A 21,723-nucleotide genomic window follows, 5' to 3' on the forward strand; every position below is an offset into this window, starting at 1 on the left:
CTCCGTTTCTTTGTTGAGTCCCTACGAATGGCCCAACGTTTCTTTGCTGCCGACCGGACCCTTGTCCCGCGGTTTACCCGTTAGTAGCGTTCGCGATGTCTTGAACGTACTTCAAGTAACACCGGCTCGGTCCGGGCCGTGATCGAAAGTGGGTGGGGACCGGTGGTGCGCAGACCGGTGGCGTGGGTGGTGGCGGTCATACTTTTCGTCGAGGCATTCGGGATCGCGGCAGTCAACTGGTTCATGGGAGTGGTCGTCGACCGCCAGGACATGTCCCTGGCCGGCCTCGACCCGGACCGGATGTCGATGTCCGCGAAGGCGGGCGCCGTCGTCTTCGGCCTCTACTTCGCGCTGTGCGGCCTGGTGGCCCTGCTGGTCGCCGTACGCGACCGCGCGCCCGCCGGCCTCGGCCGGGTGCTCCTGGTCAGCGTCGCGGTCGTGCACGGCCTGCTGGGCGCCATCGCGTGGGGCCTGATCGGCCCTGCCGCGTTCGGGTACATGCTGGTCGTCCTCGCGCTCGTCGTGCTGCTGCTGATGACGTACGACCAAGTGGCGGACGGGGCCGGTGGTGCCGGGGCGGCGGGCGGCGACGGGGGCGGGGACGGTTCCGGCTCCGAGAGCGCCCCGGAACCGGAGCCCGAGCCGGAGGCGAAGAACGACACGCCGCCCGCGGCACCGTTCACTCCGCCGGCGCCCACAACTCCGTGATGCCGACGCCGAGCTCCTTGAGCAGCCGGCGGACCAGGGGCAGGCTGATGCCGATCACGTTGCCGTGGTCGCCGTCGATGCCCTCGATGAACGGCGCGCTGCGGCCGTCCAGGGTGAACGCTCCCGCCACGTAGAGGGGTTCGCCCGAGGCGACGTACGCGGCGATCTCCTCGTCGGTGGGCTCGCCGAACCGTACGACGGTGGACGCGGTCGCCGACACCCAGCGCTTGCTCGTCGTGTCCCACACGCAGTGCCCGGTCTGCAGGGTGCCGGCCCGGCCGCGCATCGACTTCCAGCGGGCGGTGGCCTCCTCGGCGTCCGCCGGCTTGCCGAGGGCCTGGCCGTCGAGGTCCAGCACCGAGTCGCAGCCGATGACGATCGCGCCCTGGACGTCGGGGCGGGCGGCGACGACGGACGCCTTCGCCTCCGCGAGGGCGAGGGCCAGATCGGCCGGGGTGGGGGCGGTGACGGCGTCCTCGTCGACACCGCTGACGATCACCTCGGGGGCGAGGCCCGCCTGGCGCAGGAGGTTCAGCCGGGCGGGGGACTGGGAGGCGAGGACGAGTCTGCGCATGGGGGCAGCGTATCGGTGTGGGCCGACAGGGGGCTGCTCACCTCACGCCGAGCACGATCATCAGCACCACCATGACCAGGGCCAGGAAGACGCCGAGCCGCCGGAGGGTGTTCTGCATGTCCTGCAGGTCCTTCGGCGGCTCGTCTTCGGGGTCCGACCACAGCATGTCACTAGCGTGGGGCTTGGCCGACGGGGGCGCCTGAGTAGGGGTACTCAGATTGGGGCTCGGGGTTCCGCTTAAGTGCGCGGTTCCCCGCGCCCCTGCTCTTTTGCCGTCAGCTCGGCCAGTACGTGCGGGTCCATGCGCTCGGGCTCGGGTGCGGGACTCGGCGTTGGGCGATGCGGCCCGGGTCGGACCAGGCGTTGCCTGGCGGTGGGGTGTCGGACGGGGCGGCCGCCGCGGCCGCGGCGCGTGCCCTTACCACCGCCAGTGCGGCGGCCAGCTCCTCCGGGGTCGGGTTGCCCCGTATGACCTTGATCGTCACAGCGGCTCCTTACAGGGGGATGTTGCCGTGCTTCTTCGGGGGCAGGGACTCGCGCTTGGTACGGAGCTGGCGCAGGCCGCGTACGACGTGGCGCCGGGTGTCCGACGGCATGATGACGGCGTCGATGTAGCCGCGTTCGGCCGCCGTGTAGGGGTTGAGGAGGGCGTCCTCGTACTCCCGGATGACCTGGGCCCGGGTGGCCTCGCCGGTTCCGGCGGCCTCGGCCTCCGCGATGGTGCGGCGGTGCAGGATGTTGACGGCGCCCTGGGCGCCCATGACGGCGATCTGGGCGGTCGGCCAGGCGAGGTTGAGGTCGGCGCCCAGGTGCTTGGAGCCCATGACGTCGTAGGCGCCGCCGAAGGCCTTGCGGGTGATGACGGTGATGAGGGGGACGGTGGCCTCGGCGTAGGCGTAGATCAGCTTGGCGCCGCGGCGGATGATGCCGTCGTGCTCCTGGTCGACGCCGGGCAGGAAGCCGGGGACGTCGACGAAGGTGATGACCGGGACGTTGAAGGCGTCGCAGGTGCGGACGAAGCGGGAGGCCTTCTCGCTCGCCTTGATGTCGAGACAGCCGGCGAACTGCATGGGCTGGTTGGCGACGATGCCGACCGGGTGGCCCTCCACGCGGCCGAAGCCGGTGACGATGTTCGGCGCGAACAGGGCCTGCGTCTCGAAGAACTCACCGTCGTCGACGACGTGTTCGATCACCGTGTGGATGTCGTACGGCTGGTTGGCGCTGTCCGGGACCAGGGTGTCCAGCTCGCGGTCCTCGTCGGTGACGGCGAGGTCGGCCTCCTCGGGGAAGGCCGGGGGCTCGGAGAGGTTGTTGGACGGCAGGTACGACAGCAGCTGCTTGACGTACTCGACGGCGTCCTTCTCGTCGCCGGCCATGTGGTGGGCCACGCCGGAGACGGAGTTGTGGGTCCGGGCGCCGCCCAGCTCCTCGAAGCCGACGTCCTCGCCGGTGACCGTCTTGATGACGTCCGGGCCGGTGATGAACATGTGGGACGTCTGGTCGACCATGACCGTGAAGTCGGTGATGGCCGGGGAGTACACCGCGCCGCCGGCGCAGGGGCCGACGACGAGCGAGATCTGCGGGATCACGCCGGAGGCGTGGGTGTTGCGGCGGAAGATCTCGCCGTAGGCACCGAGGGAGGCGACCCCCTCCTGGATCCGGGCGCCGCCGGAGTCGTTGATGCCGATGACCGGGCAGCCGGTCTTCAGGGCGAAGTCCATCACCTTCACGATCTTCTGGCCGTAGACCTCGCCGAGGGCGCCGCCGAAGACGGTGAAGTCCTGCGAGAAGACGGCGACGGGACGGCCGTCGACCGTGCCGTACCCGGTGACCACGCCGTCCCCGTAGGGGCGGTTCTTGTCCAGGCCGAAGTTGGTGGAGCGGTGCCGGGCGAACTCGTCCAGCTCGATGAAGGAGCCCTCGTCGAGGAGCAGCTCGATCCGCTCACGGGCCGTCAGTTTGCCCTTCGCGTGCTGCTTTTCGACCGCGCGCTCCGAACCGGCGTGTGTCGCTTCGTGGACACGGCGCTGGAGATCCGCGAGCTTCCCCGCGGTCGTGTGGATGTCGATCTCTTCCGGCTCGGACATCGGGATGCGGCTCCCTGCCTGCTCAAAAGGGGGGACGGTTACTCATCCGTAGCGTAGTGGGGCGCCTACCAAACGGCAGTGCGGCGTACAACACACCTAGGGTGGCTTGCATGACGCCCCGAGATGCAGCAGATGCGAACAACAATCGTTGGTCCGACCTGGACCGTCCACCGCTGAACGCGGCGGGGCTGCGCAAGGCCCTGGTGCGGGACGGCGGCCATGGGGGCCTGTACTGCGACATCGAGGTCGTGGACCGCACCGGCTCGACCAATTCCGACCTCGTGGCGCGGGCCGTCGCGGGAGGCGCCGACGAGGGTGCGGTGCTGGTCGCCGAGGAGCAGACGGCGGGGCGTGGCCGGCTGGACCGGCAGTGGACGGCGCCGCCGCGCTCGGGCCTGTTCTTCTCGGTGCTGCTGAAGCCGGCCGAGGTGCCGGTGGCCCGCTGGGGCTGGCTGCCGCTGCTCACGGGGGTTGCGGTGGCGACGGGGCTGGCGCGGGCGGCGGGCGTCGACACGGCACTCAAGTGGCCGAACGACGTTCTGGTCACCGTGGGTGACGCGGAGCGCAAGGCCGGGGGCATCCTCGCGGAGCGGGCCGGCGAGGACGGTGTGGTGGTCGGCGTCGGCATCAACGTCACGCTCCGCGCGGCGGAGCTGCCGGTGCCGCAGGCGGGTTCGCTGGCGCTGGCCGGGGCGGTGAGCACGGACCGGGAGACGCTGCTGAGGGCGGTCCTGCGGTCCCTGGAGGACTGGTACGGGCGCTGGCGCGCGGCGGGCGGCGATCCGGACGCGAGCGGGCTCCAGGAGGCCTACGCGGCGGGGTGCGCGACGCTGGGGCGGTCGGTGCGGGCGGAGCTGCCCGGGGACCGGTCGCTGGTCGGGGAGGCGGTGGCGATCGACGGCGACGGGAGACTGGTGATCGCCACGGGGGAAGGGGTTCAGGAGCCGGTGGGGGCGGGGGACATCGTGCATCTGCGGCCGGCGTGAGGGTGGTGCGGGTGGGCCGGGGCCGGGGGGTGGGGACGCTTACCGGCGCTTGCCGGGTGCCTCCCCCAGCCTTCGGCCGGGGGGACCCCCAGCGCCCACCCGTGCCGCCCTGCGGCACGCCTGCCCGCAGCTATGCAGCCGACGCGACTGCAGCGCCCCCGTAAGGGGCGCGGGGAACTGCGTGACCAACCCCCACCCACCCGCACCCGAAACTCGACCCCTCACCACCCCGATGTCGGCTTACCTCACGAAGTGAGCTACCGCACAGCTGCCGTAGAGTTGAGGCCGGTCGGTATGCGACCGCGGTAGATCGGAAGGGCAGCAGGCGTGACCGTCGACGACACGGGCTCCGGCGCGGGCGCGGACGCCGCCGACTCCGGCGAGGATCCTCTCGCGCTGCGTCTCGAAGGCCTGATCCTCGGGGCGGAGCGCCGCTACACCCCCTTCCAGGCGGCCCGCAGCGCCGGTGTCTCCATGGAGCTGGCGTCGAGGTTCTGGCGGGCGATGGGCTTCGCCGACATCGGGCAGGCCAAGGCGCTGACGGAGGCCGACGTGCTGGCCCTGCGCCGGCTCGCCGGCCTCGTCGAGGCGGGGCTGCTCAGCGAGGCCATGGCCGTGCAGGTGGCGCGGTCGACGGGGCAGACCACCGCCCGTCTGGCGGAGTGGCAGATGGATTCTTTCCTGGAGGGCCTGACCGAGCCGCCCGAGCCGGGTATGACCCGCACCGAGGTCACGTACCCGATCGTCGAACTGCTCCTGCCCGAGCTGGAGGAGTTCCTCGTCTACGTCTGGCGCCGCCAGCTCGCCGCCTCGGCCGGCCGGGTCGTGCAGGCCACCGACGACGAGGAGATGGTCGACCGCCGGCTGGCCGTCGGCTTCGCCGACCTCGTGGGGTTCACCCGGCTGACCCGGCGCATGGAGGAGGAGGAGCTCGGCGAGCTGGTCGAGGCCTTCGAGACCACCGCCGCCGACCTGGTGGCGGCCCGCGGCGGCCGGCTCATCAAGACCCTGGGCGACGAGGTCCTGTACGCCGCCGACGACGCCGGTATCGCGGCGGACATCGCGCTGCGCCTGGTCGAGACCATGGCGAACGACGAGACGATGCCGGAGCTGCGCGTCGGCATGGCCTTCGGCACGGTCACCACCCGAATGGGCGATGTCTTCGGCACGACCGTGAACCTCGCCTCCCGCCTCACCTCGATAGCGCCGCGCGACGCCGTGCTCGTCGACAGCGCGTTCGCGGAGGAGCTGATCCGGGTGGGGGAGGCGCCGGCCTCGGAGGCGGCCGCCGCGGAGGAGGCGGCGACCGCCGAGAAGGAGGGCGAGGAGCCCCCGACGTACCGCTTCGCGCTCCAGCCGATGTGGCAGCGCCCGGTGCGTGGCCTGGGGGTCGTGGAGCCGTGGCTGCTCACCCGGCGGGACACTGCGTCACCGTCCTGACCCGTCGTCGGCGCACCGTCACAGCGCGGCCACGCGTGCCTCCTCGACGGGTGCCGGGTCGTACCGGAGCGACCCGGGCGGGACGTCGTAGGGGGAGATCCACCACTCGGGGACGTGGCTGTCGGGGTAGTGCTCGAAGGACCGGCACACCGAGCACCACTCCCACAGCCGTCCGCGGCCGCTGAACGGAACCCCCCGGAAGACCTTCGCCTCGACGTCCTCCAGCAGGTACCAGCGATGCAGCGCACGGGCACCGCACACGGGACACGGGCCGGCGAGGTCCGGGCCGGTCCAGTCCTCGTTGAACACTTTCCGCCAGACCCGGTGCTCCTCGGAGTCCGTCTCCCGCCATGCCGTCGGCTCGTTCATCTGTTGCCTTCGATCCAGTCCTCCAGGGCATTGCCCGAGCCGTACGGCGTGCAGTCGTCCAGCGAGTCGCCGTCTCCGTGCTCCTCGCCCTCGAACGTCCCGTGCTTCAGGAAGTAGCGGGCGTGGCGCAGCTCATGGGCGATCGTATTGGCCGCGGTCGCGTCGTCGAAGATGCCGTCCGGACCGACACGGATCAGGTTCCCGCCGTCCGCGGCTCTCGTGACGCCGTTCGTACCGATGTTGAGGTCCGGGTCGAAGAGGATGCCGATGTCCTGGCCGGAGCCGCGGAGATTGATGCCGTACTTCGCCGCGACGTCGTACAGATAGGTGGTCTTGTCCAGCGAGTTGTCGAGGGTGCGCTCGACGTCGCCCTGCCGGACTCCCCGGGCCTCCCGCTCGTCACCGTGTTCGGAACCGTTCGCCGGATCCGGCATGCACTGCGATGCCGACGAGCCGGGCGGGATGCCGCGGCCGTTGTTGCCGGCGGCCGTGTCCGGGGTGGTGCCCGGTGGGAGGCCGCTGTTGCGGCTGCCCGCCGCGCAGCTGTTGCCGCTCGCTCCCGGGGTGCCGCAGGCGGCCTTGTCGTCGGCGACGGCCGTGATGGTGGGGGCGGTGGGCTTGGCCGGTGCCGTGGTGGGGATCAGCATCGGGTCGTCGAGGCCGAACAGGGGCTGGCGGTCGATGGTCCAGCGGTGGCTCGTGGGGCTGCGCCACCAGCGGTAGGCCCTGGTGCCGTTGTCGTAGTACGTCCACTGCTGGGTGGTGGTGTAGCTGTAGTAGTCGGTGCGGGTGTAGAGGTACGTGTCGTCGTACCACTTGCTGGTGGTCTGCCAACTGGTCGTGTGGGTCTGCTGCTTGGTGCTGGTGACGACCGGCTTGGTGGGGCGCGGCGGCTGTGGCTTGACCGGGGTGGTCGGTGGCGGCGGCACCGCGGGCGTGCGGATGGCGGAGGCGTCGACGGTGGCGGTCCCGGTGGCGGCGTCGTAGAGGATGGCGGACGCGGCGACGACCACCACGACACCGCCGACCACGAGGAGCACCTCGCCGGCGCCCACGGTGGCGGCGGCCCCGGCCACGACCTCCACGCCCTCGACGGCGGCGCCGGCCACCGCCTCCACGCCCTCGGCGGCGGCGCCCGCGCCCGAACTGAGCGCACCTTCGATTCCGCTCAGCACGTCGGAGCCCATGGATACCGCCGGGCGGAAGAACGCAGGCCACTCCAGGTGGCCATCGGGATCGACGCGGCTGGTGGGGTTCGCTCCGCCGTACAGGTAGTCGTTGGTGGAGGTCGCGCCGGTGACCGGGACCGAGGCGCTGTCCGCCGAGGCGAAGGTGCCGCTGCCGGGGTCGTACCAGCGGGACTCGGCGGAGACCCGGCCGGTGGTCGAGTCGGTCCAGCCGCCCTGGAAGCCGACGGTCATGGTCGCCGCGTTGGACTGGGCGGTGACCTTGCCGAAGGGGTCGTAGGCGCGGGAGGCCAGCACGTCGCCGAAGTCGATGCCCAGGGCGGCCACGACGTCGCCGTGGGCGTCCTGGACCAGGGGACGGGCGTAGTCGCCGGCCGGCTTGCCGGACAGCAGGGAGCCGTCGGCGGTGCGGGCGTAGGTCCAGGTGCCGTCGCTGACGGGTTCCTTCGATGCGCCGCCGTAGGCCAGCTGCCGGGTGGTGGTGCCGTCGGAGACGGAGAGCAGGCGGTCCAGGCTGTCGTAGGAGTAGGTGTGCTGTCCGTCGCCGACCAGGCGGTCGAAGGAGTCGAAGAGTGACGCGGCGGCGGAGGTCGCGCCGCCTGCCGTGGTCGTGGTGGTCTTCGCCAGGGTGCCGCGCGGCGTCCAGTCGTAGCCGGTGGTGTCGCCGCCGTTGGTGGCGGACCGGGTCAGGCGGTTGCGTTCGTCGTACTGTGCCGCGGTCGTGGCACCGGTCGGTGTGTGTGCGCTGCCCGACCAGGGGGTGGTCCAGGTGCGGTTGCCGACGGCGTCCCAGGCGTAGTCGGTGCCGGTGGGCGTGGCGCCGTCCGCCGAGGAGGTCGAGGAGCGGACGAGCCGGTTGTCCTCGTCGTAGTCGTAGCTGGTGGTGCCGGTGGCGATGTAGGAGCCGGTGCGGGTGGAGGTCTTGAGGTTGCCGTTCTTGTCCCAGGTGTAGGAGAGGGTGCTCTTGCGGTCCTGGAACGGGGTGTCGGGGGTGATGGTCTCGGACTTGACGCGGCCGAGGTCGTCGTAGTCGATGTTCCTGGTCGGGTAGGAGCCCTCGCCCTGCGCGACACCGGTGATCTGCTTGACCTGGCCGGCCGTGTCCCGGGTGTAGCCGAGGGAGTCGCCGGTCAGCCCGTCGTAGACGCTGCCGACGTCCTTCAGGCCGCTGTAGCCGTAGGACACCGTGGTCGCGGGGTCCTGCTGGTAGGTGAGGCGGCCGAGCGAGTCGTAGCGGTAGGAGGAGGTGCCCAGGGGGCCGCTGCTGCCGGTGAGCAGGTCGCGGTCGTCGTAGGTGAAGGTCTGGGTGCCGCCGGGGGTGCCGATCGAGGTCGGCCGGTCGTCCGGGTCGTAGCCGAACGACCGGTTCACGGCGCCGCCCGCGCCGCCGGTCCCGCTCTGGCCGGTGTTCCGGTAGTAGGTGTCGTAGCTGTACGACGTGGAGACGCCGCCGGGTTCGGTCACCTTGGTGAGGCGCCCTCCGACCCCGGAGCTGTGCTCGTAGGTCCAGGTGCGGTCGGCGGCGGCCGGATGGGCGCTGGTGGCGGGTTCCACCCGGGTCTGCAGCCAACTGCCGGCGTACGTCTGGTACGTCGTGTGCTGGTCGGCGTCGGTGACGCGGGTGGCGTCGCCGAGCACGTCGTAGCCGATGGTGGTGACCGGGTTGGGGGCGACCGTGCCGTCGGCGGCGGTCGGGGCCGGGTCGGTCAGGGCGGTGAGCCGGTTCCCGGCGTCGTAACTCGCCTGCCAGACGTTCCGGTTGGGGTCCTTGACGGCCGTGACGTTGCCCGCCGGGTCCACGGTGTAGTCGGTGCGCGCCAGTTCGGTGCCCTGCGGGTCCTTGGCGACGACCGCGGTGCGGCGGCCGGCCAGGTCGTAGTCGGTCTCGGTGGAGCGCTTCAGCGGGTCGGTGACCAGGGTGAGCCGGCCCGCGACGTCGTGCAGGTAGTTCGTGGTGCCGCGGCCGGTCTCGGTCTCGGAGCTGAGCTCGCCCGCGGCGTTGTAGCCGGAGCGGGACTCGAAGACCTTGCCGTCGATCGTCTGCCAGCTGTGCGTCGGCTCGCCGAAGTCGTCGTAGCGGTACTGGGTGATGTCCTGGTCGGGGGTGGCGGTGCCGTTGCGGACGACGTTGTCCAGGGTCTGGCGGCGGTCCATGTCGTCGTAGGTGCTCAGCGTCTGGGCACCGGTGAAGGAGACGGCCGACAGCAGGTTGGAGTTGTCGTCGTAGGTGTAGGTGGCGGGGGTGCCGTCGGCCTTGTTCGTGTCCCGGTTCCAGCGGGTCGCGGTGTGCACCCGGTTGCGGGCGTCGTAGGTGTAGTCGGTGCGGCCGGAGTCGCTGCTCGTCTGGGACAGCACGTTCCCGGCGTAGTCGTAGGTGCGGTGGTCGAACGAGCCGTCGTTGCGGCTGACGTCGGTCAGGTTGCCGCGCGTGTCGTAGGTGAAGCCGGTGCCGCCGCCCTTGGGATCGCGGACGCCCGCGGTCTCGCCGAAGGCGTCGTAGCCGTACTTCGTGACGGGCCGGGTCATCGTCGCCCCCGCACCCGAACCGTCCTCGACCGGCACCGCGGGTCCGGTCACGGTGGATGTGCGGCCCATCGGGTCGTAGGTGTACGAGGTGGTGTTCCGGCGCGGGTCGGTGACCGTGAGAACGCGGCCGAAGGCGTCCCGGGTGTACTGGGTGACGAGGTCGGCGGTGGCGTCGTTGTGGACCACCGACTGCGTCATGGCACCGGTCACCGGGTCGTAGGACTGGGTGGTGGACTCGGTGCGGGTGGCGTCGGAGACCGTGGTGCCGGTCTGCAGGCCCGCCTTGTCGTAGCTGTAGGCGGTGGTGCGGTTCAGGCCGGCCGGGTCGACGTTCGTAGAGGTCCGCTCGTTGGCGTCGTCGTAGCCGTACGTCGTCGTGCGGGCGTCGGTGCCGCCGCCCTCGACGTCCTTGAGCAGGTTGCCGGCCAGGTCGTAGGTGTAGGAGTGCAGCGGGACGTCCCGGGTGGAGTCCGGGTTGTCCGGATCGGCGTGCGCGATGTACGTCTCGGACTTCAGCAGGTCGTCGTGGGTGTACTCGTACGAGATGACGTGGCCCTTGGCGTCCCAGAAGTCCGCCAGCCGGCCCGCGTTGTCGTAGTCGTAGGCCTTCAGCCGCACGCTGCGGGTGGCGGCGCCGCTCTGGCCGGGCGTGTCCGTGTACGCGGGGATGGCGACGGAGTTGAGCTGGCCGCGCGGGTCGTAGGTGTAGTGGTAGTGGATGTTGTCGGCGTCCCAGGAGTCCGCGACGTGGTTCACCCCGTCGTAGAGCTGGTGGGACAGGACGTGGCCGTCCTGGGTGGTGCTGGCGAGGAGGTCCCGGGCGTCGTAGCCGAAGCTCTGGTAGCGCGTGACGTTGGGTTCCTCGGGCAGGCCGAGGTAGTCGACCCGTGAGGCGGAGGCGAGGTTGCCGTCCGCGTCGTAGGTGTTGAAGACCTGGAGCTGGTGGTCCTGGTTCGAGGTCGGGCTGTGCACCGGGTCACCGATGGCGGACAGCACCCGCCCGTGGGTGTCGTAGGTGTACGCGGTCGTGTACCCGGTGCCGCCCGGGGTGTCGGAGACGACCTGGCGGGTCATCATGCCGTGCGTGTCGAAGTAGCTGTTGACCGCGCCGCCGGTGGGCAGCTGTTCCAGGGTGCGGTCACCGAAGCGGTCGTAGCCGTAACGGGTGACGTGCCCGTCCGGGTCAGTGACCGTGGCGAGCAGACCGCAGGGCTGGACGCTGCCGGCCGGGGCCGAGGGGTCGTTGACCACCGGCGGCTGGCTGCCGGAGTCACAGGTGTAGCCGTAGCTGGTCGTCGCACCGCTGGGAGCCGCCTTCGTCGGCGGGGTGGTGCGGGTCTTCAGGCGTTCGCCGCTGTAGGTCATGGTGACGGCGTGGTGGTTGCCGTCGGCGACGGAGAGTGTGTTGGCGTACGGCGTCGAGTCGTACTCGTAGTGCGTGTTGACGGTCGGGCCGGCGGCTTCCCGGTAGCGGTTCTGGTCCTGCAGCTGCCCGGTGATGCTGTCCCAGTGGTACTCGGTGATGTTGTCGTTCTCGTCCATCAGACTGGCGACCCGGCCGGTGGAGTCGTACTGCCAGCTGCGGGTGTTGCCGTGGGTGGGCTTGGTCCCGCCGGTCCACCGGGAGAGCAGGCTGCCGTGCGCGTCGAACTCGTAGTAGACGTTGACGCCGGTCGGGTCGGTGGTGTGGATGACGTCGGAGGCGTCGAGGTCGCCGCTCGGCGGGTCGGTGCGGTTGTAGAACCAGCTGTCCCAGCCGCCGCTGACCAGGTCCGAGGGCCGGGCGATGGTGTACAGACGGTCGCCGCTGTACGTCAGCTTGGTGGTGGTGCCCGGGTTGGCGCGGTCGATCTGGGTCAGCCGGGGCACGGTGTGCCCGGAGTCGGTGGCGCCGTAGGCGTAGGAGGTGCAGCGGGGGGTCGGTTCGGCGTCGCAGACCTTGGTGAGCTGGTTGCCGGTGTAGGTGTACTTCCAGGTGTTCCAGCGCTCGCCGGAGACCAGGCCCGCCGACACCGCGGTGACGTGGCTGCCGGTCCAGGTCAGGAAGATCGACCGGCCGGAGGGCACCTGGCCGATCTCCGTGATGTGGCCGCCGCCGGCGGTGAAGAACAGCGTGCTGCCGTTCGGTGAATACATCCGCCGTACCGGCTGGTGGCCGCCGATCGGCGAGAACTCCTCGGACGAACCGTCCTTGAACCGCAGCCAGGGCACGCCCGCGCTGTCCACCTCGTACTTCACCGAGTCGCCCTCGCCGAACGAGGGCGCCCAGCTGCCGTCGGGGTTCTTGCCGAACTGGATCTGCTTGCCGTCCTTGAAGGTGGCCCGTACCCAGCCCTCGGAGGTCGGATCGATCGCCGTGTCCAGGATCGACGACCAGCCGGTGCCGAAGGCGCCGTTGACCGTGTTCGTGGTGTTGTAGACGCGCTCGACGGCAAGCGGCTGCGAGCCGTCCGGCACCGGCACGCTCAGATCGGTCTCGTCACGTGCGTAGTTGCCGGCGAAGAGGTTCACCCCGGCCGGGTCGAGACCGGACGGGTCCACGCCGTAGTGCGCGCCGCCGGAGACGGGCGGGGACACCACGGGGGTGAAGAGGCTCATCGGCGACCAGGGCGTGGTCACGGAGTCCCTGATCCTGGACCGCCAGTAGTACGACTTGTTCCACTTGAGCGTGTCGTACGGCACGGTCCAGGTGGCGGCCGCGTCGAAGCCGTCCCCCATGGGGACGTCCAGCCAGCCGGAGTCGTGGCAGCCCTTGGTCGCCGCCTGGTCCTCGCACACCGTGAACTCGGACTGGACCGGCGCGGTCTTGTCGGCCGACAGGTTGATCCGCAGCTCCGGAGTGAGCGTGGGCGTGGTCGCGTTCCACACGGGTGCCACAAGGTCGTAGGTCGGTGGCGCGTGCTGGAGGACAAACCCGACGGACGCCACGGGGACGCCCTTCGAGGAGAACCAGGTGCCGTCGCTGTTGAGCCGGGCGTCCCAGACGATCTTGAACGAGCCGGCGGGCAGCTTCATCACGTCGGAGAGGACCCGTATCGACTGCCCCGCGCCCACGGCCTTGTCGATGAGAACGCCGTATCCGTTGCAGTTGTAGACGCTGTCGTCCGACCACAGCACGTGGTAGCCGAGGAGGACGGAGTTGGCCGCCCAGCTCTTGCCCGACGTGTTGGTGACGGTGACCCACATGGCCCCCTCGACGTTGTGCGCGGGCTGCACCGCGAAGGGCTTCTCGGGGACGTAGGTGGCGCCGTAGGGAGGGGCCGGTGTGCCACCGGTCGATGTGGTGCACGGGTTCCCCGTGGCGGCGCTCAGGGTGGTCCGGTGCGCATGGCCGCCGGTGCCGCCACTGCTGCCGGTCTGCCATCTGACGTGCTGTGGCGGGCGTTTCGGCAGCAGGTGAGCGGCGCGCAGTGCGGCGGTCTGCTGCTGGGCCTTGCGCTCGGCTTTGGTCGGCGGGGAGGAGAGCCGTGCGTGCCGGGTGTTGCGGGCCCGCAGTCCGTCCTGGAAGCGGTCGATCGCGCGATGCCAGGCGTCCCCCGCCCTGCCCCGGCTCTGGGTGGGCCGGTGCGGGGCCGGTCCGGCCGGTGCGGAGACCTGGCCGGGTGGCAGCGGCTTGGACACGACCGGAGTGGCGACGGCCCGCCCTGCGCTCGGCCCGAGCAACCCGGCGAGCAGCGCGACGGCGATGACGAAGACCAGCCGGATCCGGACGGCGACAGAGTGCATGGTTCCCCCGTTGACCAGGAAGCCGATCAGAAAGGCGGCGGGATGACTGATCGGAAAACGGGAGGATCGAAGCATTCATGACCATGTCAATGCGGTGATGAGGGTGGAACAGCCGGTGAACAGGTGATCAACAGTTTCTGCATGGGTGGCACACAGGATCTGCGGATTTGACGGCGTCTAGGGGCCCACGCACAGGCCGATGACCGGGACGCAGAGGCCGGGGTGGGCGGGGGTGGAGGGCTGGGGTGTGGGGGTGGGCGTGGCGGCGGGTGTGGTGCGGGGCGGTGTCGGGTTCGGCCGTGGGGTGGTCGAGGGGGCCGGTGTGTTCGGGGACTCGGGAATGGTGGTCGTGACCGGGGTGGCCTGTGTGGCGGCCGGGGTCGTGGCCGACGGGAGGACGAGGGCGGAGGCCGTCGTCGGTGTCGTGCTCACCCCACTCGTCACCGAGGCCGGCGAGAGGCTCACCCGGGGGATGGCGGTGGCGGTGGCGACCGTGGCGGCGGCGGGGGTCGGCCGGTCCGCCCCGGTGCCCGGATCCAGCCGGGGTTCGGCCTCGGCGGCACCGGGGCCGCCGACGTCCGGATGGACGCTCACCCGGACGAGGCTCAGGGCCCCGGCGGCCAGCGCGATACCGCCCGCGACGAGCAGGACCCTGCGGGGGCGGGGGCGACGATGCCGGCCGCGGGGGCGGGGGGTGAAGAGGTGCGGACCGGTCCGGGTGGTGTCCGTGGCGGGCCGGGCCGTGGGCGCCGGGCCGGTCCGTGCCGTCGGCTGCGCGGTGTCCGTGGCCGGCGTCGTCGGTACCGGCCGTGTCGGCCGTGTCGGCCGTGTCGGCTCTGCGGCTGTGAGGTCGGTGTCTCGCGTCGGCTGCGTCGACGTCTCGGTCATCACGATCCCTCCCCGATGCGCTCGCGCCCCCGATGCGCCGTGGCGAGCGCACGTTATGCGCTCCCTTGGGGCGTGCGCCGGGAGTCTCCCGGGATGTCACTCGAACGAGGGTGTCCAGGCCGGCCGGCGCCCCTTTCCCCCGGCCTGCCCCGGCTGCGATGATCGGGGGGTTAACAGGCGTTAACTCGTAGGCGAGTCGAGCGGAGGGTGACATGAGCGGGAGCGAGGAGCGGTACGGGGAGTTCGTGCTGGTGCGGCGGCACGGACACGTCGCGGAGCTCGTGCTGGACCGGCCCAAGGCGATGAACGCGGTGTCGATGGCGATGGCCCGCTCGATCATCGCCGCGTGCGCCGCGCTCGGCGGTGACCGGGACGCGCGCGTGGTGGTGGTGACCTCGTCGCACGAGCGGGCGTTCTGCGTCGGCGCCGACCTGAAGGAGCGCAACGGGATGAGCGACGCGGAGCTGCTCCGGTCCCGGCCGCTGTCGCGCGGCGCGTACACCGGCGTGCTGGAGCTGCCGATGCCGACGATCGCCGCCGTGCACGGCTACGCCCTCGGCGGGGGCTTCGAGCTGGCGCTGTCCTGCGATGTGATCGTGGCCGACGGTACGGCCGTGGTGGGCCTGCCGGAGGTGTCGGTGGGCGTGATTCCGGGAGGCGGCGGCACGCAGCTGCTGCCCCGCCGGGTCGGAGCGGCCCGCGCGGCCGAGCTGATCTTCTCGGCGCGCCGGGTGGAGGCGCCGGAGGCGCGTGCGCTGGGCCTGGTCGACGAGCTGGTGGAGGCGGGGCAGGACCGGGAGGCGGCGCTGGCGCTGGCGGCCCGCATGGCGGCGAACTCGCCGGTGGGGCTGAGGGCGGCGAAGCGGGCGTTGCGGCTGGGCCATGGGCTGGACCTGCGGACGGGGCTCGAGGTCGAGGATGCGGCGTGGCGGACGGTGGCGTTCTCGGGGGACCGGGCGGAGGGGGTCGCGGCGTTCAACGAGAAGCGGTCGCCGGAGTGGCCGGGGGAGTGAGGCGCGGGTGGGCTGGGGCGGGGGTGGGGACGCTTACCGGCGCTTGCAGGGTGCCGCTGCGCCCACCCGTGCCGCCCTGCGGCACGCCTGCCCGCAGCTGGGTGGCTGAAGAGGGGCAGCCCGCGTCGGGACCGGTCGTCGCGACACCTGTTCGCTGCACCAATGTCCCGAATGTGCAAAATAATCCCTAACCTGGAGTGATGGGTGAGGACAACCGGCTCGCTGCCGTCGTCGCGCTGGCGCAGGGCATGGCTGCGGCTCACACCCCACGTGAGTGCTGGCACGCCGCCGCGGCCGGCGCCTGCCGTGCGCTGGACGGCAGCTTCGCCGCGCTCTCCGTCTGGGAGCGCGAGCTCGGCCGGCTGCGGGTCCTGGTGAACGTCGGGGAGCGCGCCCCGGACGAGGAGGAGTTCCCGGAGGCCGAGGCCTATCCGGTGCACCAGTTCCCGGAGATCGCCGAGTTCCTCCATGAACGCTGGGCGGGCGGCGGCGGCCCCAACGCCTGGGTCGAGACGGCCGAGGGTGCCGCCGCCGGCCGCCCCGGTTACTCCCATCAGCGCGTCGCCGCCCTGCGCCGCCGGGGCCGCGGCTGCTGCCTGGTCGCCCCGATCGTGCTGCACGGCAGGGCCTGGGGCGAGCTGTACGTGGCCCGCGCCGCCCGCGCCGCCGTCTTCGACCGTGCCGACGCCGACTTCGCCACCGTCCTCGCCTCCGTCGTCGCCGCCGGGATCGCGCAGACCGAGCAGTTGGAGGAGGCCCGCCGGCTCGCGTACACCGACGCGCTGACCGGGCTCGCCAACCGCCGTGCCGTCGACGTGCGCCTCGACGAGGCGGTCGAGCAGCACCGCGCGGACGGGGCCGTGGTCAGCCTCGTCGTCTGTGACCTCAACGGGCTCAAGAAGGTGAACGACACCTGCGGGCACGCCGTCGGCGACCGTCTTCTCGAACGCTTCGGCTCCGTGCTGTCGCTGTGCGGGGCGATGCTCCCGGGCGCGCTCGCCGCGCGGCTCGGCGGGGACGAGTTCTGTCTGCTGGCGGTCGGCCCGCCGGCCGACGACGTGGTCAAGGCGGCCGACGAACTCTGCCGCCGGGCAGGGGAGTTGGAACTGGGCGAGGGGGTCGCGTGCGGGGTCGCCTCGACCGCGGACCCGATCGGGCCGGTGCGCTCGGCCCGCCGGCTGTTCCGGCTCGCCGACGCGGCTCAGTACCGGGCCAAGGCGCTGCGCGCGGGCCGGCCGGTGGTGGCCGGGCGGGAAGGGCCGGACGATCCCGTCGTGCGACTGGCCGACGCGCCGCCAACGGAGCGGGCCGAGCGGCGGAGCTTCCGCGGGCGCCGGGGACTGTGACATGCGGGCTGTGACATGCAAGCTGTGACGTACAAGTAAGGGGCAACCCCGTGCCCCACTAGTGACAGAGGGCGCATTCACTGCGTACGCTCCTGAATATGGATATGCACACTGTGGTGGTGGGGACGTCCGGTGTCACCGCGTCCGACGTTCTCGCCGTGGCGCGCGGCGGCGCCCGGATCGAACTGTCCGCCGAGGCCGTCACGGCCCTCGCGGCGGCCCGCGAGATCGTGGACGCGCTGGCGGCCAAGCCGGAGCCGGTCTACGGCGTCAGCACCGGCTTCGGCGCCCTGGCGACCCGGCACATCAGCCAGGAGCTGCGGGCCCAGCTGCAGCGCAACATCGTCCGCTCGCACGCCGCCGGCATGGGGCCGCGGGTCGAGCGCGAGGTCGTACGGGCCCTGATGTTCCTGCGGCTGAAGACCGTCTGCTCCGGACACACCGGCGTGCGTCCCGAGGTCGCCCAGACCATGGCGGACGTGCTGAACGCCGGCATCACCCCGGTCGTGCACGAGTACGGCTCCCTCGGCTGCTCCGGCGACCTGGCCCCGCTCTCCCACTGCGCCCTCACGCTCATGGGCGAGGGGGATGCCGAGGGCCCCGACGGGGTCGTCCGGGCCGCCGGTGAGCTGCTCGCCGAGCACGGGATCGCCCCCGTCGAACTGCGCGAGAAGGAGGGGCTCGCGCTCCTCAACGGCACCGACGGCATGCTCGGCATGCTGGTCATGGCCCTCGCCGACCTGGACATGCTGTACAAGTCCGCCGATGTCACGGCCGCGTTGAGCCTTGAGGGGCTGCTCGGTACGGACAAGGTGCTCGCGCCCGAGCTGCACGCCATCCGCCCGCACCCGGGGCAGGGCGACAGCGCCGCCAACATGCTCGCCGTGCTCCAGGGCTCCCAGCTGACCGGGCACCACCAGGGCGACGCGCCGCGCGTCCAGGACGCGTACTCGGTGCGGTGTGCTCCGCAGGTCGCCGGGGCCGGGCGGGACACGATGGCGCATGCGCGGCTGGTCGCCGAGCGGGAGCTGGCGTCGGCCGTCGACAACCCGGTTGTGCTGCCGGACGGCAGGGTGGAGTCGAACGGCAACTTCCACGGTGCGCCGGTCGCCTACGTCCTCGACTTCCTCGCCATCGCCGTGGCCGACCTCGGGTCCATCGCCGAGCGGCGGACGGACCGGCTGCTGGACAAGAACCGCAGCCACGGTCTGCCGCCGTTCCTCGCGGACGACGCGGGCGTCGACTCGGGGCTGATGATCGCCCAGTACACGCAGGCGGCGCTGGTGAGCGAGCTGAAGCGGCTTGCCGTTCCGGCGTCGGCCGACTCGATTCCGTCCTCGGCGATGCAGGAGGACCACGTGTCGATGGGGTGGTCGGCCGCGCGCAAGCTGCGGACGGCGGTGGGCAATCTGGCGCGGATCATCGCCGTCGAGCTGTATGCGGCCACCCGGGCCATCGAGTTGCGGGAGGGCCTGGCACCGGCACCGGCCTCGCAGGCGGTGATCGATGCGGTGCGCTCCGCGGGGGTGCAGGGGCCTGGGCCTGACCGGTTCCTCGCGCCGGATCTGGCCGCCGCGGAGGAGTTCGTGCGGGGCGGGGGCGTTGTCGCGGCGGCGGAGAAGGTGACCGGGGCGTTGCGGTAGTTCGTCGGCCGCGGGTGCGTGGGGGCTGGTCGCGCCCACGCGGCGGTAGCCGCATATCGATACGGCCCCGCGCCCCCAAGATGCGCAGTTCCCCGCGCCCCCGAAGGGGCGCGGGGAACTGCGCAATCACCCCAGCTTTGCCGACTGGGCCTTTATCACTGCGGGTGGCACGGTGTACGTCTTCCCGGTCATCATCGCGCCGATGTTCATCGTGAAGTACGTGGCGACCGTGTTGCCGTAGCGGACCACCTCCGCGTGCAGGGGGCCCTTGTCGCCGTCCATGTCGGTGGTGGCGGTGAAGGCGACGGACTCGTCGCCCGATCCCGAGGCCTTGGCCGCCGTCACCTTCGTGACCTTCTGTTCGTCGCCGGAGGCGCCGCCCGTGAAGCCTGTCGTGCAGTTCCTGAGGGCGGTCGAGAGGGCCCGCAGGGCCTCCTCGGCGCCGTTCCCGTCGTACGACGACAGGCTGACGGAGGTGATGTCCAGGTTCAGGGAGTCCTTGAGCGCGCTCTCGAACTTGCCGTCGGCCATGTCGTCGAGGGAGGTCGCGTCGTCGGTGGGGTCCTTCTTGTCCTCCCGTACCGTGCGGCCGATCTCGGTGGCCGGGGCGGCCGGGGCGAGGCCGGTGAGGACGTAGGCCAGCGGGCGGCACTTCGCGTCGCCGGACCTGATGGTGCTCCGGGGCGGAGCGGCCTCGCCGATCGCGTTGACCTTGTAGCCGTCCACCTCGCCCTGCGCGAGGATCCGCTGCTTCAACTCCCCGGTGCTCAGCGCCCTGACGGTGGACGCCTCCCGCGCGGTGCCCGCGGTGTCCTCGGAACTCCCGCCGGAGCAGCCCGCGATGAGGGCGAGGGACAGTGCGCCGCCGACGGCGAGGGCGCGGATCCGCACGCCCGATGATCTCTTCATGGGGCGACTGTGAGCGCCGGGTCAAAGGTCGGTCAAGTTATTTAAAATTCCAGCCGTTCGCGGCGGACCGAATAGACCACGAAGCCCGCGCCGACGGCGAGGAAAAGGGTGCCGCCGATGACGTACGGCGTGGTGTCCGGGCTGCCGGTGTCGGCGAGTTGGGTGGCGTCCCCGGTCGCCTCGGAGGTGGCCTCGGACAGTGCCCGGGCCTGCTGGGTGACACGGGCCGCCGTACCCTCCGACGTGCCGGTTCTCGCCGGGGCGTCCTGCGACGCGTTGGCGGACGGGACGAACCACAGCGCGCACAGGAGCGTGCCTGCGGCGGTGGCGGTCAGCAACGGGCGGCGAGCGGATGACACGGAATATCGATCCCCTTGTGGCGCTGGCGAATTGGCCGTGTGAGGCGATGTTAGTGAAAATCGCGGGTCACGGGAAAGTCACGGGGCGATTCGGTCGTACGCTCCCGCCATGAGCACTCCAGAGACATCACGATTTGTGCGGCTTCGGGTGGAGCTGGTCCTTGAGGTCGAGGACGCCGCCGAGGTCACCAAGGCCGCACTGAGCCGGATCGCCGGGGATCCCGACCTGCCGGCCGACGAGCGGGCGCAGTCCGAGGTCGCTGTGACGGAAGACACCGCCGAGGCCCTCGCCTATCTCGTCGATCCGTTCGACCTGGTCAGCGAGGTGCCCGGGATCGAGCTCCAGCAGGCCTCCTGGTCCAGCGAGCCGATTTCCTACGATCCTGATTCGCCGGACTGGGATCTCGACGAGGATGATGACCAGCGCGACGACGAAGAAGAGGGCGGCATCGGCTGAGCGATCCGGGGAACCGGTGACCCCGGGCGGCAACCGCCGTCCGGGGTTTCGTCGTCTCAGAGGGCGCGCGGGCCCGCCCCTCCCGCATCGGCCGCCCCTGTGGACGTGGTGTGCCCCACAGATCCGAAGAATGTGGAACGGGGCGACGCGGCCGTAGCGTTGAGCTTTCTTGATGGGGACTCTCGGTGTGTTCGCGGACTCGGCAACGATGGAGAAGCGTGTGATGACGGACAGTAAGCGGCGCAAGGGCCTGATGGCCGCGTCCGCACTGCTCGGCGGTGTACTGGTGCTCACGGCGTGTTCCGGCAGCGACGACAAGGCGTCCGGCAGCGGTGAGAGCGCGCAGTCCCAGGCGGACGCGGCGGCGGCCAAGAAGTCGTCCAAGGCCGACATCACGATCACGCCCAAGGACGGCTCGGACAACGCGTCCATCAACAACTCGGCCGCCGTCACCGTCAGCAAGGGCACCCTCACCGGCGTGACCATGACCACCGCCGACGGCACCGCGGTCGCCGGCGCGCTGTCCGCCGACAAGACGAGCTGGAAGCCCGACGCCCAGCTGGAGCGGTCCACCACCTACAAGGTCGCCGCCGAGGCCAAGGACTCCGCCGGCCTGGTCGCGCACGAGAACGCCTCCTTCACCACGGTCTCCCCGACCAACAGCTTCATAGGCACCTTCACCCCCGAGGACGGTTCGACCGTCGGCGTCGGCATGCCCGTGTCGATCAACTTCGACAAGCAGATCACCAATAAGGCCGCCGTCCAGAAGGGCATCACGGTCACCTCCAGCAGCGGCCAGGAGGTCGTCTGCCACTGGTTCTCCACCCAGCGCATGGACTGCCGCCCCGAGGACTACTGGAAGGAGAACTCCACCGTCACGCTGAAGCTCGCGCTCGACGGTGTCGAGGGCGCCTCCGGTGTCTACGGCGTCCAGCAGAAGACGGTCACCTTCCACATCGGCCGCAACCAGGTCTCCTACGTCGACGCCAAGACCAAGGAGATGAAGGTCACCGAGGACGGCAAGACCATCAAGACCATCCCGATCTCGGCCGGTTCGCCGGAGCACACGACGTACGAGGGCATCATGGTGATGTCCGAGAAGTACAAGCAGACGCGCATGAACGGCACGACCGTCGGCTTCACCGACAACGACGGCAAGGCCGAGTACGACATCAAGGACGTGCCGCACGCCATACGCCTCACCAGCTCCGGCACCTTCCTGCACGGCAACTACTGGGGCGCCAAGTCCGTCTTCGGCGCCGTGAACACCAGCCACGGCTGTGTCGGCCTGTCCGACACCAAGGGCGCCAACGACACCACCACGCCCGCCTACTGGATGTACACCCACTCGATCATCGGTGACGTCGTGGTCGTCTCCCACACCGGCGACAAGACCGTGGCCCCCGACAACGGCCTCAACGGCTGGAACATGAACTGGACGGAGTGGAAGGCCGGTTCGGCCGTCTGAGCCACCCGCACACCACACGCCACACGCAAGGCGGCCG

Annotated in this window: 17 protein-coding genes; 8 read left to right on the plus strand and 9 right to left on the minus strand. The window is 71.1% G+C overall.

Features of this window, described 5'->3' with window-relative positions; genetic code table 11:
- Positions 1-162 precede the first annotated feature (162 nt).
- The gene (locus KVT45_RS25285; RefSeq protein ID WP_217551165.1) at positions 163-708 is read left to right on the plus strand and encodes a hypothetical protein; all 546 of its coding nucleotides are present in this window, start codon (positions 163-165) and stop codon (positions 706-708) included.
- Here the strand turns inward: KVT45_RS25285 and KVT45_RS25290 are convergent.
- The 4 genes from KVT45_RS25290 to KVT45_RS25300 form a co-directional block, all read right to left on the minus strand.
- Positions 680-1,282 (minus strand): nucleoside triphosphate pyrophosphatase, encoded by a 603-nt coding sequence (locus KVT45_RS25290; protein WP_217551167.1) that lies wholly within the window; start codon positions 1,280-1,282, stop codon positions 680-682. The two genes, KVT45_RS25285 and KVT45_RS25290, sit on opposite strands and share 29 nt — an antisense overlap.
- 37 nt (positions 1,283-1,319) lie before the next feature.
- Entirely contained in the window at positions 1,320-1,448 is a 129-nt protein-coding gene (gene mmpB, locus KVT45_RS57735; RefSeq protein ID WP_093499434.1) for a morphogenic membrane protein MmpB, read from the minus strand.
- Between the two features lie 109 nt (positions 1,449-1,557).
- Complete coding sequence (locus KVT45_RS25295) at positions 1,558-1,767, minus strand: acyl-CoA carboxylase epsilon subunit (RefSeq protein ID WP_217551169.1); 210 nt, start codon at positions 1,765-1,767, stop codon at positions 1,558-1,560.
- 9 nt (positions 1,768-1,776) lie between these two features.
- Positions 1,777-3,369, minus strand: coding sequence for an acyl-CoA carboxylase subunit beta (locus tag KVT45_RS25300; RefSeq protein WP_217551170.1), 1,593 nt, complete (start codon positions 3,367-3,369; stop codon positions 1,777-1,779).
- A gap of 110 nt (positions 3,370-3,479) precedes the next feature.
- Between KVT45_RS25300 and KVT45_RS25305 the strand changes: the two genes are divergently transcribed.
- The gene (locus KVT45_RS25305; RefSeq protein WP_217551172.1) at positions 3,480-4,355 is read left to right on the plus strand and encodes a biotin--[acetyl-CoA-carboxylase] ligase; all 876 of its coding nucleotides are present in this window, start codon (positions 3,480-3,482) and stop codon (positions 4,353-4,355) included.
- Between the two features lie 327 nt (positions 4,356-4,682).
- Positions 4,683-5,795, plus strand: coding sequence for an adenylate/guanylate cyclase domain-containing protein (locus tag KVT45_RS25310; RefSeq protein WP_217551174.1), 1,113 nt, complete (start codon positions 4,683-4,685; stop codon positions 5,793-5,795).
- Between the two features lie 18 nt (positions 5,796-5,813).
- On the opposite strand, the gene KVT45_RS25315 is transcribed toward KVT45_RS25310, so the two are convergent.
- The 3 genes from KVT45_RS25315 to KVT45_RS25325 all read right to left on the minus strand — a co-directional run bounded on the left by KVT45_RS25315 (position 5,814) and on the right by KVT45_RS25325 (position 14,491).
- Positions 5,814-6,164: a hypothetical protein gene (locus KVT45_RS25315; protein ID WP_217551176.1), complete on the minus strand. Its 351-nt coding sequence runs from the start codon at positions 6,162-6,164 to the stop codon at positions 5,814-5,816.
- The gene (locus KVT45_RS25320) at positions 6,161-13,603 is read right to left on the minus strand and encodes an RHS repeat-associated core domain-containing protein (RefSeq protein WP_217551178.1); all 7,443 of its coding nucleotides are present in this window, start codon (positions 13,601-13,603) and stop codon (positions 6,161-6,163) included. Before KVT45_RS25320 ends, KVT45_RS25315 begins: the two co-directional genes overlap by 4 nt.
- Before the next feature lie 177 nt (positions 13,604-13,780).
- Complete coding sequence (locus KVT45_RS25325) at positions 13,781-14,491, minus strand: hypothetical protein (protein ID WP_254647327.1); 711 nt, start codon at positions 14,489-14,491, stop codon at positions 13,781-13,783.
- Between the two features lie 212 nt (positions 14,492-14,703).
- On the opposite strand from KVT45_RS25325, the gene KVT45_RS25330 reads away from it, so the two are divergent.
- The 3 genes from KVT45_RS25330 (at position 14,704) to hutH (ending at position 18,493) form a co-directional block, all read left to right on the plus strand.
- Complete coding sequence (locus tag KVT45_RS25330; protein WP_217551180.1) at positions 14,704-15,504, plus strand: enoyl-CoA hydratase/isomerase family protein; 801 nt, start codon at positions 14,704-14,706, stop codon at positions 15,502-15,504.
- A 200-nt stretch (positions 15,505-15,704) separates the two neighbouring features.
- Positions 15,705-16,850 carry a sensor domain-containing diguanylate cyclase gene (locus KVT45_RS25335; protein WP_217551182.1) on the plus strand — a complete coding sequence of 382 codons (1,146 nt, stop codon included), beginning with the start codon at positions 15,705-15,707 and terminating at the stop codon, positions 16,848-16,850.
- Positions 16,851-16,954: 104 nt separating this feature from the next.
- The gene (gene hutH / locus KVT45_RS25340; RefSeq protein ID WP_217551435.1) at positions 16,955-18,493 is read left to right on the plus strand and encodes a histidine ammonia-lyase; all 1,539 of its coding nucleotides are present in this window, start codon (positions 16,955-16,957) and stop codon (positions 18,491-18,493) included.
- 126 nt (positions 18,494-18,619) lie between these two features.
- Here the strand turns inward: hutH and KVT45_RS25345 are convergent, their stop codons facing one another.
- Positions 18,620-19,402 carry a hypothetical protein gene (locus tag KVT45_RS25345; protein WP_254647328.1) on the minus strand — a complete coding sequence of 261 codons (783 nt, stop codon included), beginning with the start codon at positions 19,400-19,402 and terminating at the stop codon, positions 18,620-18,622.
- A gap of 41 nt (positions 19,403-19,443) precedes the next feature.
- Positions 19,444-19,761: a hypothetical protein gene (locus KVT45_RS25350; protein ID WP_217551184.1), complete on the minus strand. Its 318-nt coding sequence runs from the start codon at positions 19,759-19,761 to the stop codon at positions 19,444-19,446.
- A gap of 109 nt (positions 19,762-19,870) precedes the next feature.
- Between KVT45_RS25350 and KVT45_RS25355 the strand changes: the two genes are divergently transcribed.
- Complete coding sequence (locus tag KVT45_RS25355) at positions 19,871-20,218, plus strand: hypothetical protein (RefSeq protein WP_217551186.1); 348 nt, start codon at positions 19,871-19,873, stop codon at positions 20,216-20,218.
- A 223-nt stretch (positions 20,219-20,441) separates the two neighbouring features.
- A complete protein-coding gene (locus KVT45_RS25360) occupies positions 20,442-21,686 on the plus strand; it encodes an Ig-like domain-containing protein (RefSeq protein WP_254647329.1) in 1,245 nt (414 codons plus the stop codon).
- Positions 21,687-21,723 lie beyond the last annotated feature (37 nt).

It is taken from the genome of Streptomyces sp. GbtcB6 (assembly GCF_019091475.1).
GTDB lineage: Bacteria > Actinomycetota > Actinomycetes > Streptomycetales > Streptomycetaceae > Streptomyces > Streptomyces hyaluromycini.

Coding starts and splice junctions, on each gene's coding strand:
- KVT45_RS25290 (WP_217551167.1), bottom strand. CDS start 1,282: ATGCGCAGACTCGTCCTCGCCTCCCAGTCCCCCGCCCGGCTGAACCTC.
- mmpB (WP_093499434.1), bottom strand. CDS start 1,448: ATGCTGTGGTCGGACCCCGAAGACGAGCCGCCGAAGGACCTGCAGGAC.
- KVT45_RS25300 (WP_217551170.1), bottom strand. CDS start 3,369: ATGTCCGAGCCGGAAGAGATCGACATCCACACGACCGCGGGGAAGCTC.
- KVT45_RS25305 (WP_217551172.1), top strand. CDS start 3,480: ATGACGCCCCGAGATGCAGCAGATGCGAACAACAATCGTTGGTCCGAC.
- KVT45_RS25315 (WP_217551176.1), bottom strand. CDS start 6,164: ATGAACGAGCCGACGGCATGGCGGGAGACGGACTCCGAGGAGCACCGG.
- KVT45_RS25320 (WP_217551178.1), bottom strand. CDS start 13,603: ATGCACTCTGTCGCCGTCCGGATCCGGCTGGTCTTCGTCATCGCCGTC.
- KVT45_RS25325 (WP_254647327.1), bottom strand. CDS start 14,491: ATGACCGAGACGTCGACGCAGCCGACGCGAGACACCGACCTCACAGCC.
- KVT45_RS25330 (WP_217551180.1), top strand. CDS start 14,704: ATGAGCGGGAGCGAGGAGCGGTACGGGGAGTTCGTGCTGGTGCGGCGG.
- KVT45_RS25335 (WP_217551182.1), top strand. CDS start 15,705: ATGGGTGAGGACAACCGGCTCGCTGCCGTCGTCGCGCTGGCGCAGGGC.
- hutH (WP_217551435.1), top strand. CDS start 16,955: ATGCACACTGTGGTGGTGGGGACGTCCGGTGTCACCGCGTCCGACGTT.
- KVT45_RS25345 (WP_254647328.1), bottom strand. CDS start 19,402: ATGAAGAGATCATCGGGCGTGCGGATCCGCGCCCTCGCCGTCGGCGGC.
- KVT45_RS25355 (WP_217551186.1), top strand. CDS start 19,871: ATGAGCACTCCAGAGACATCACGATTTGTGCGGCTTCGGGTGGAGCTG.
- KVT45_RS25360 (WP_254647329.1), top strand. CDS start 20,442: ATGACGGACAGTAAGCGGCGCAAGGGCCTGATGGCCGCGTCCGCACTG.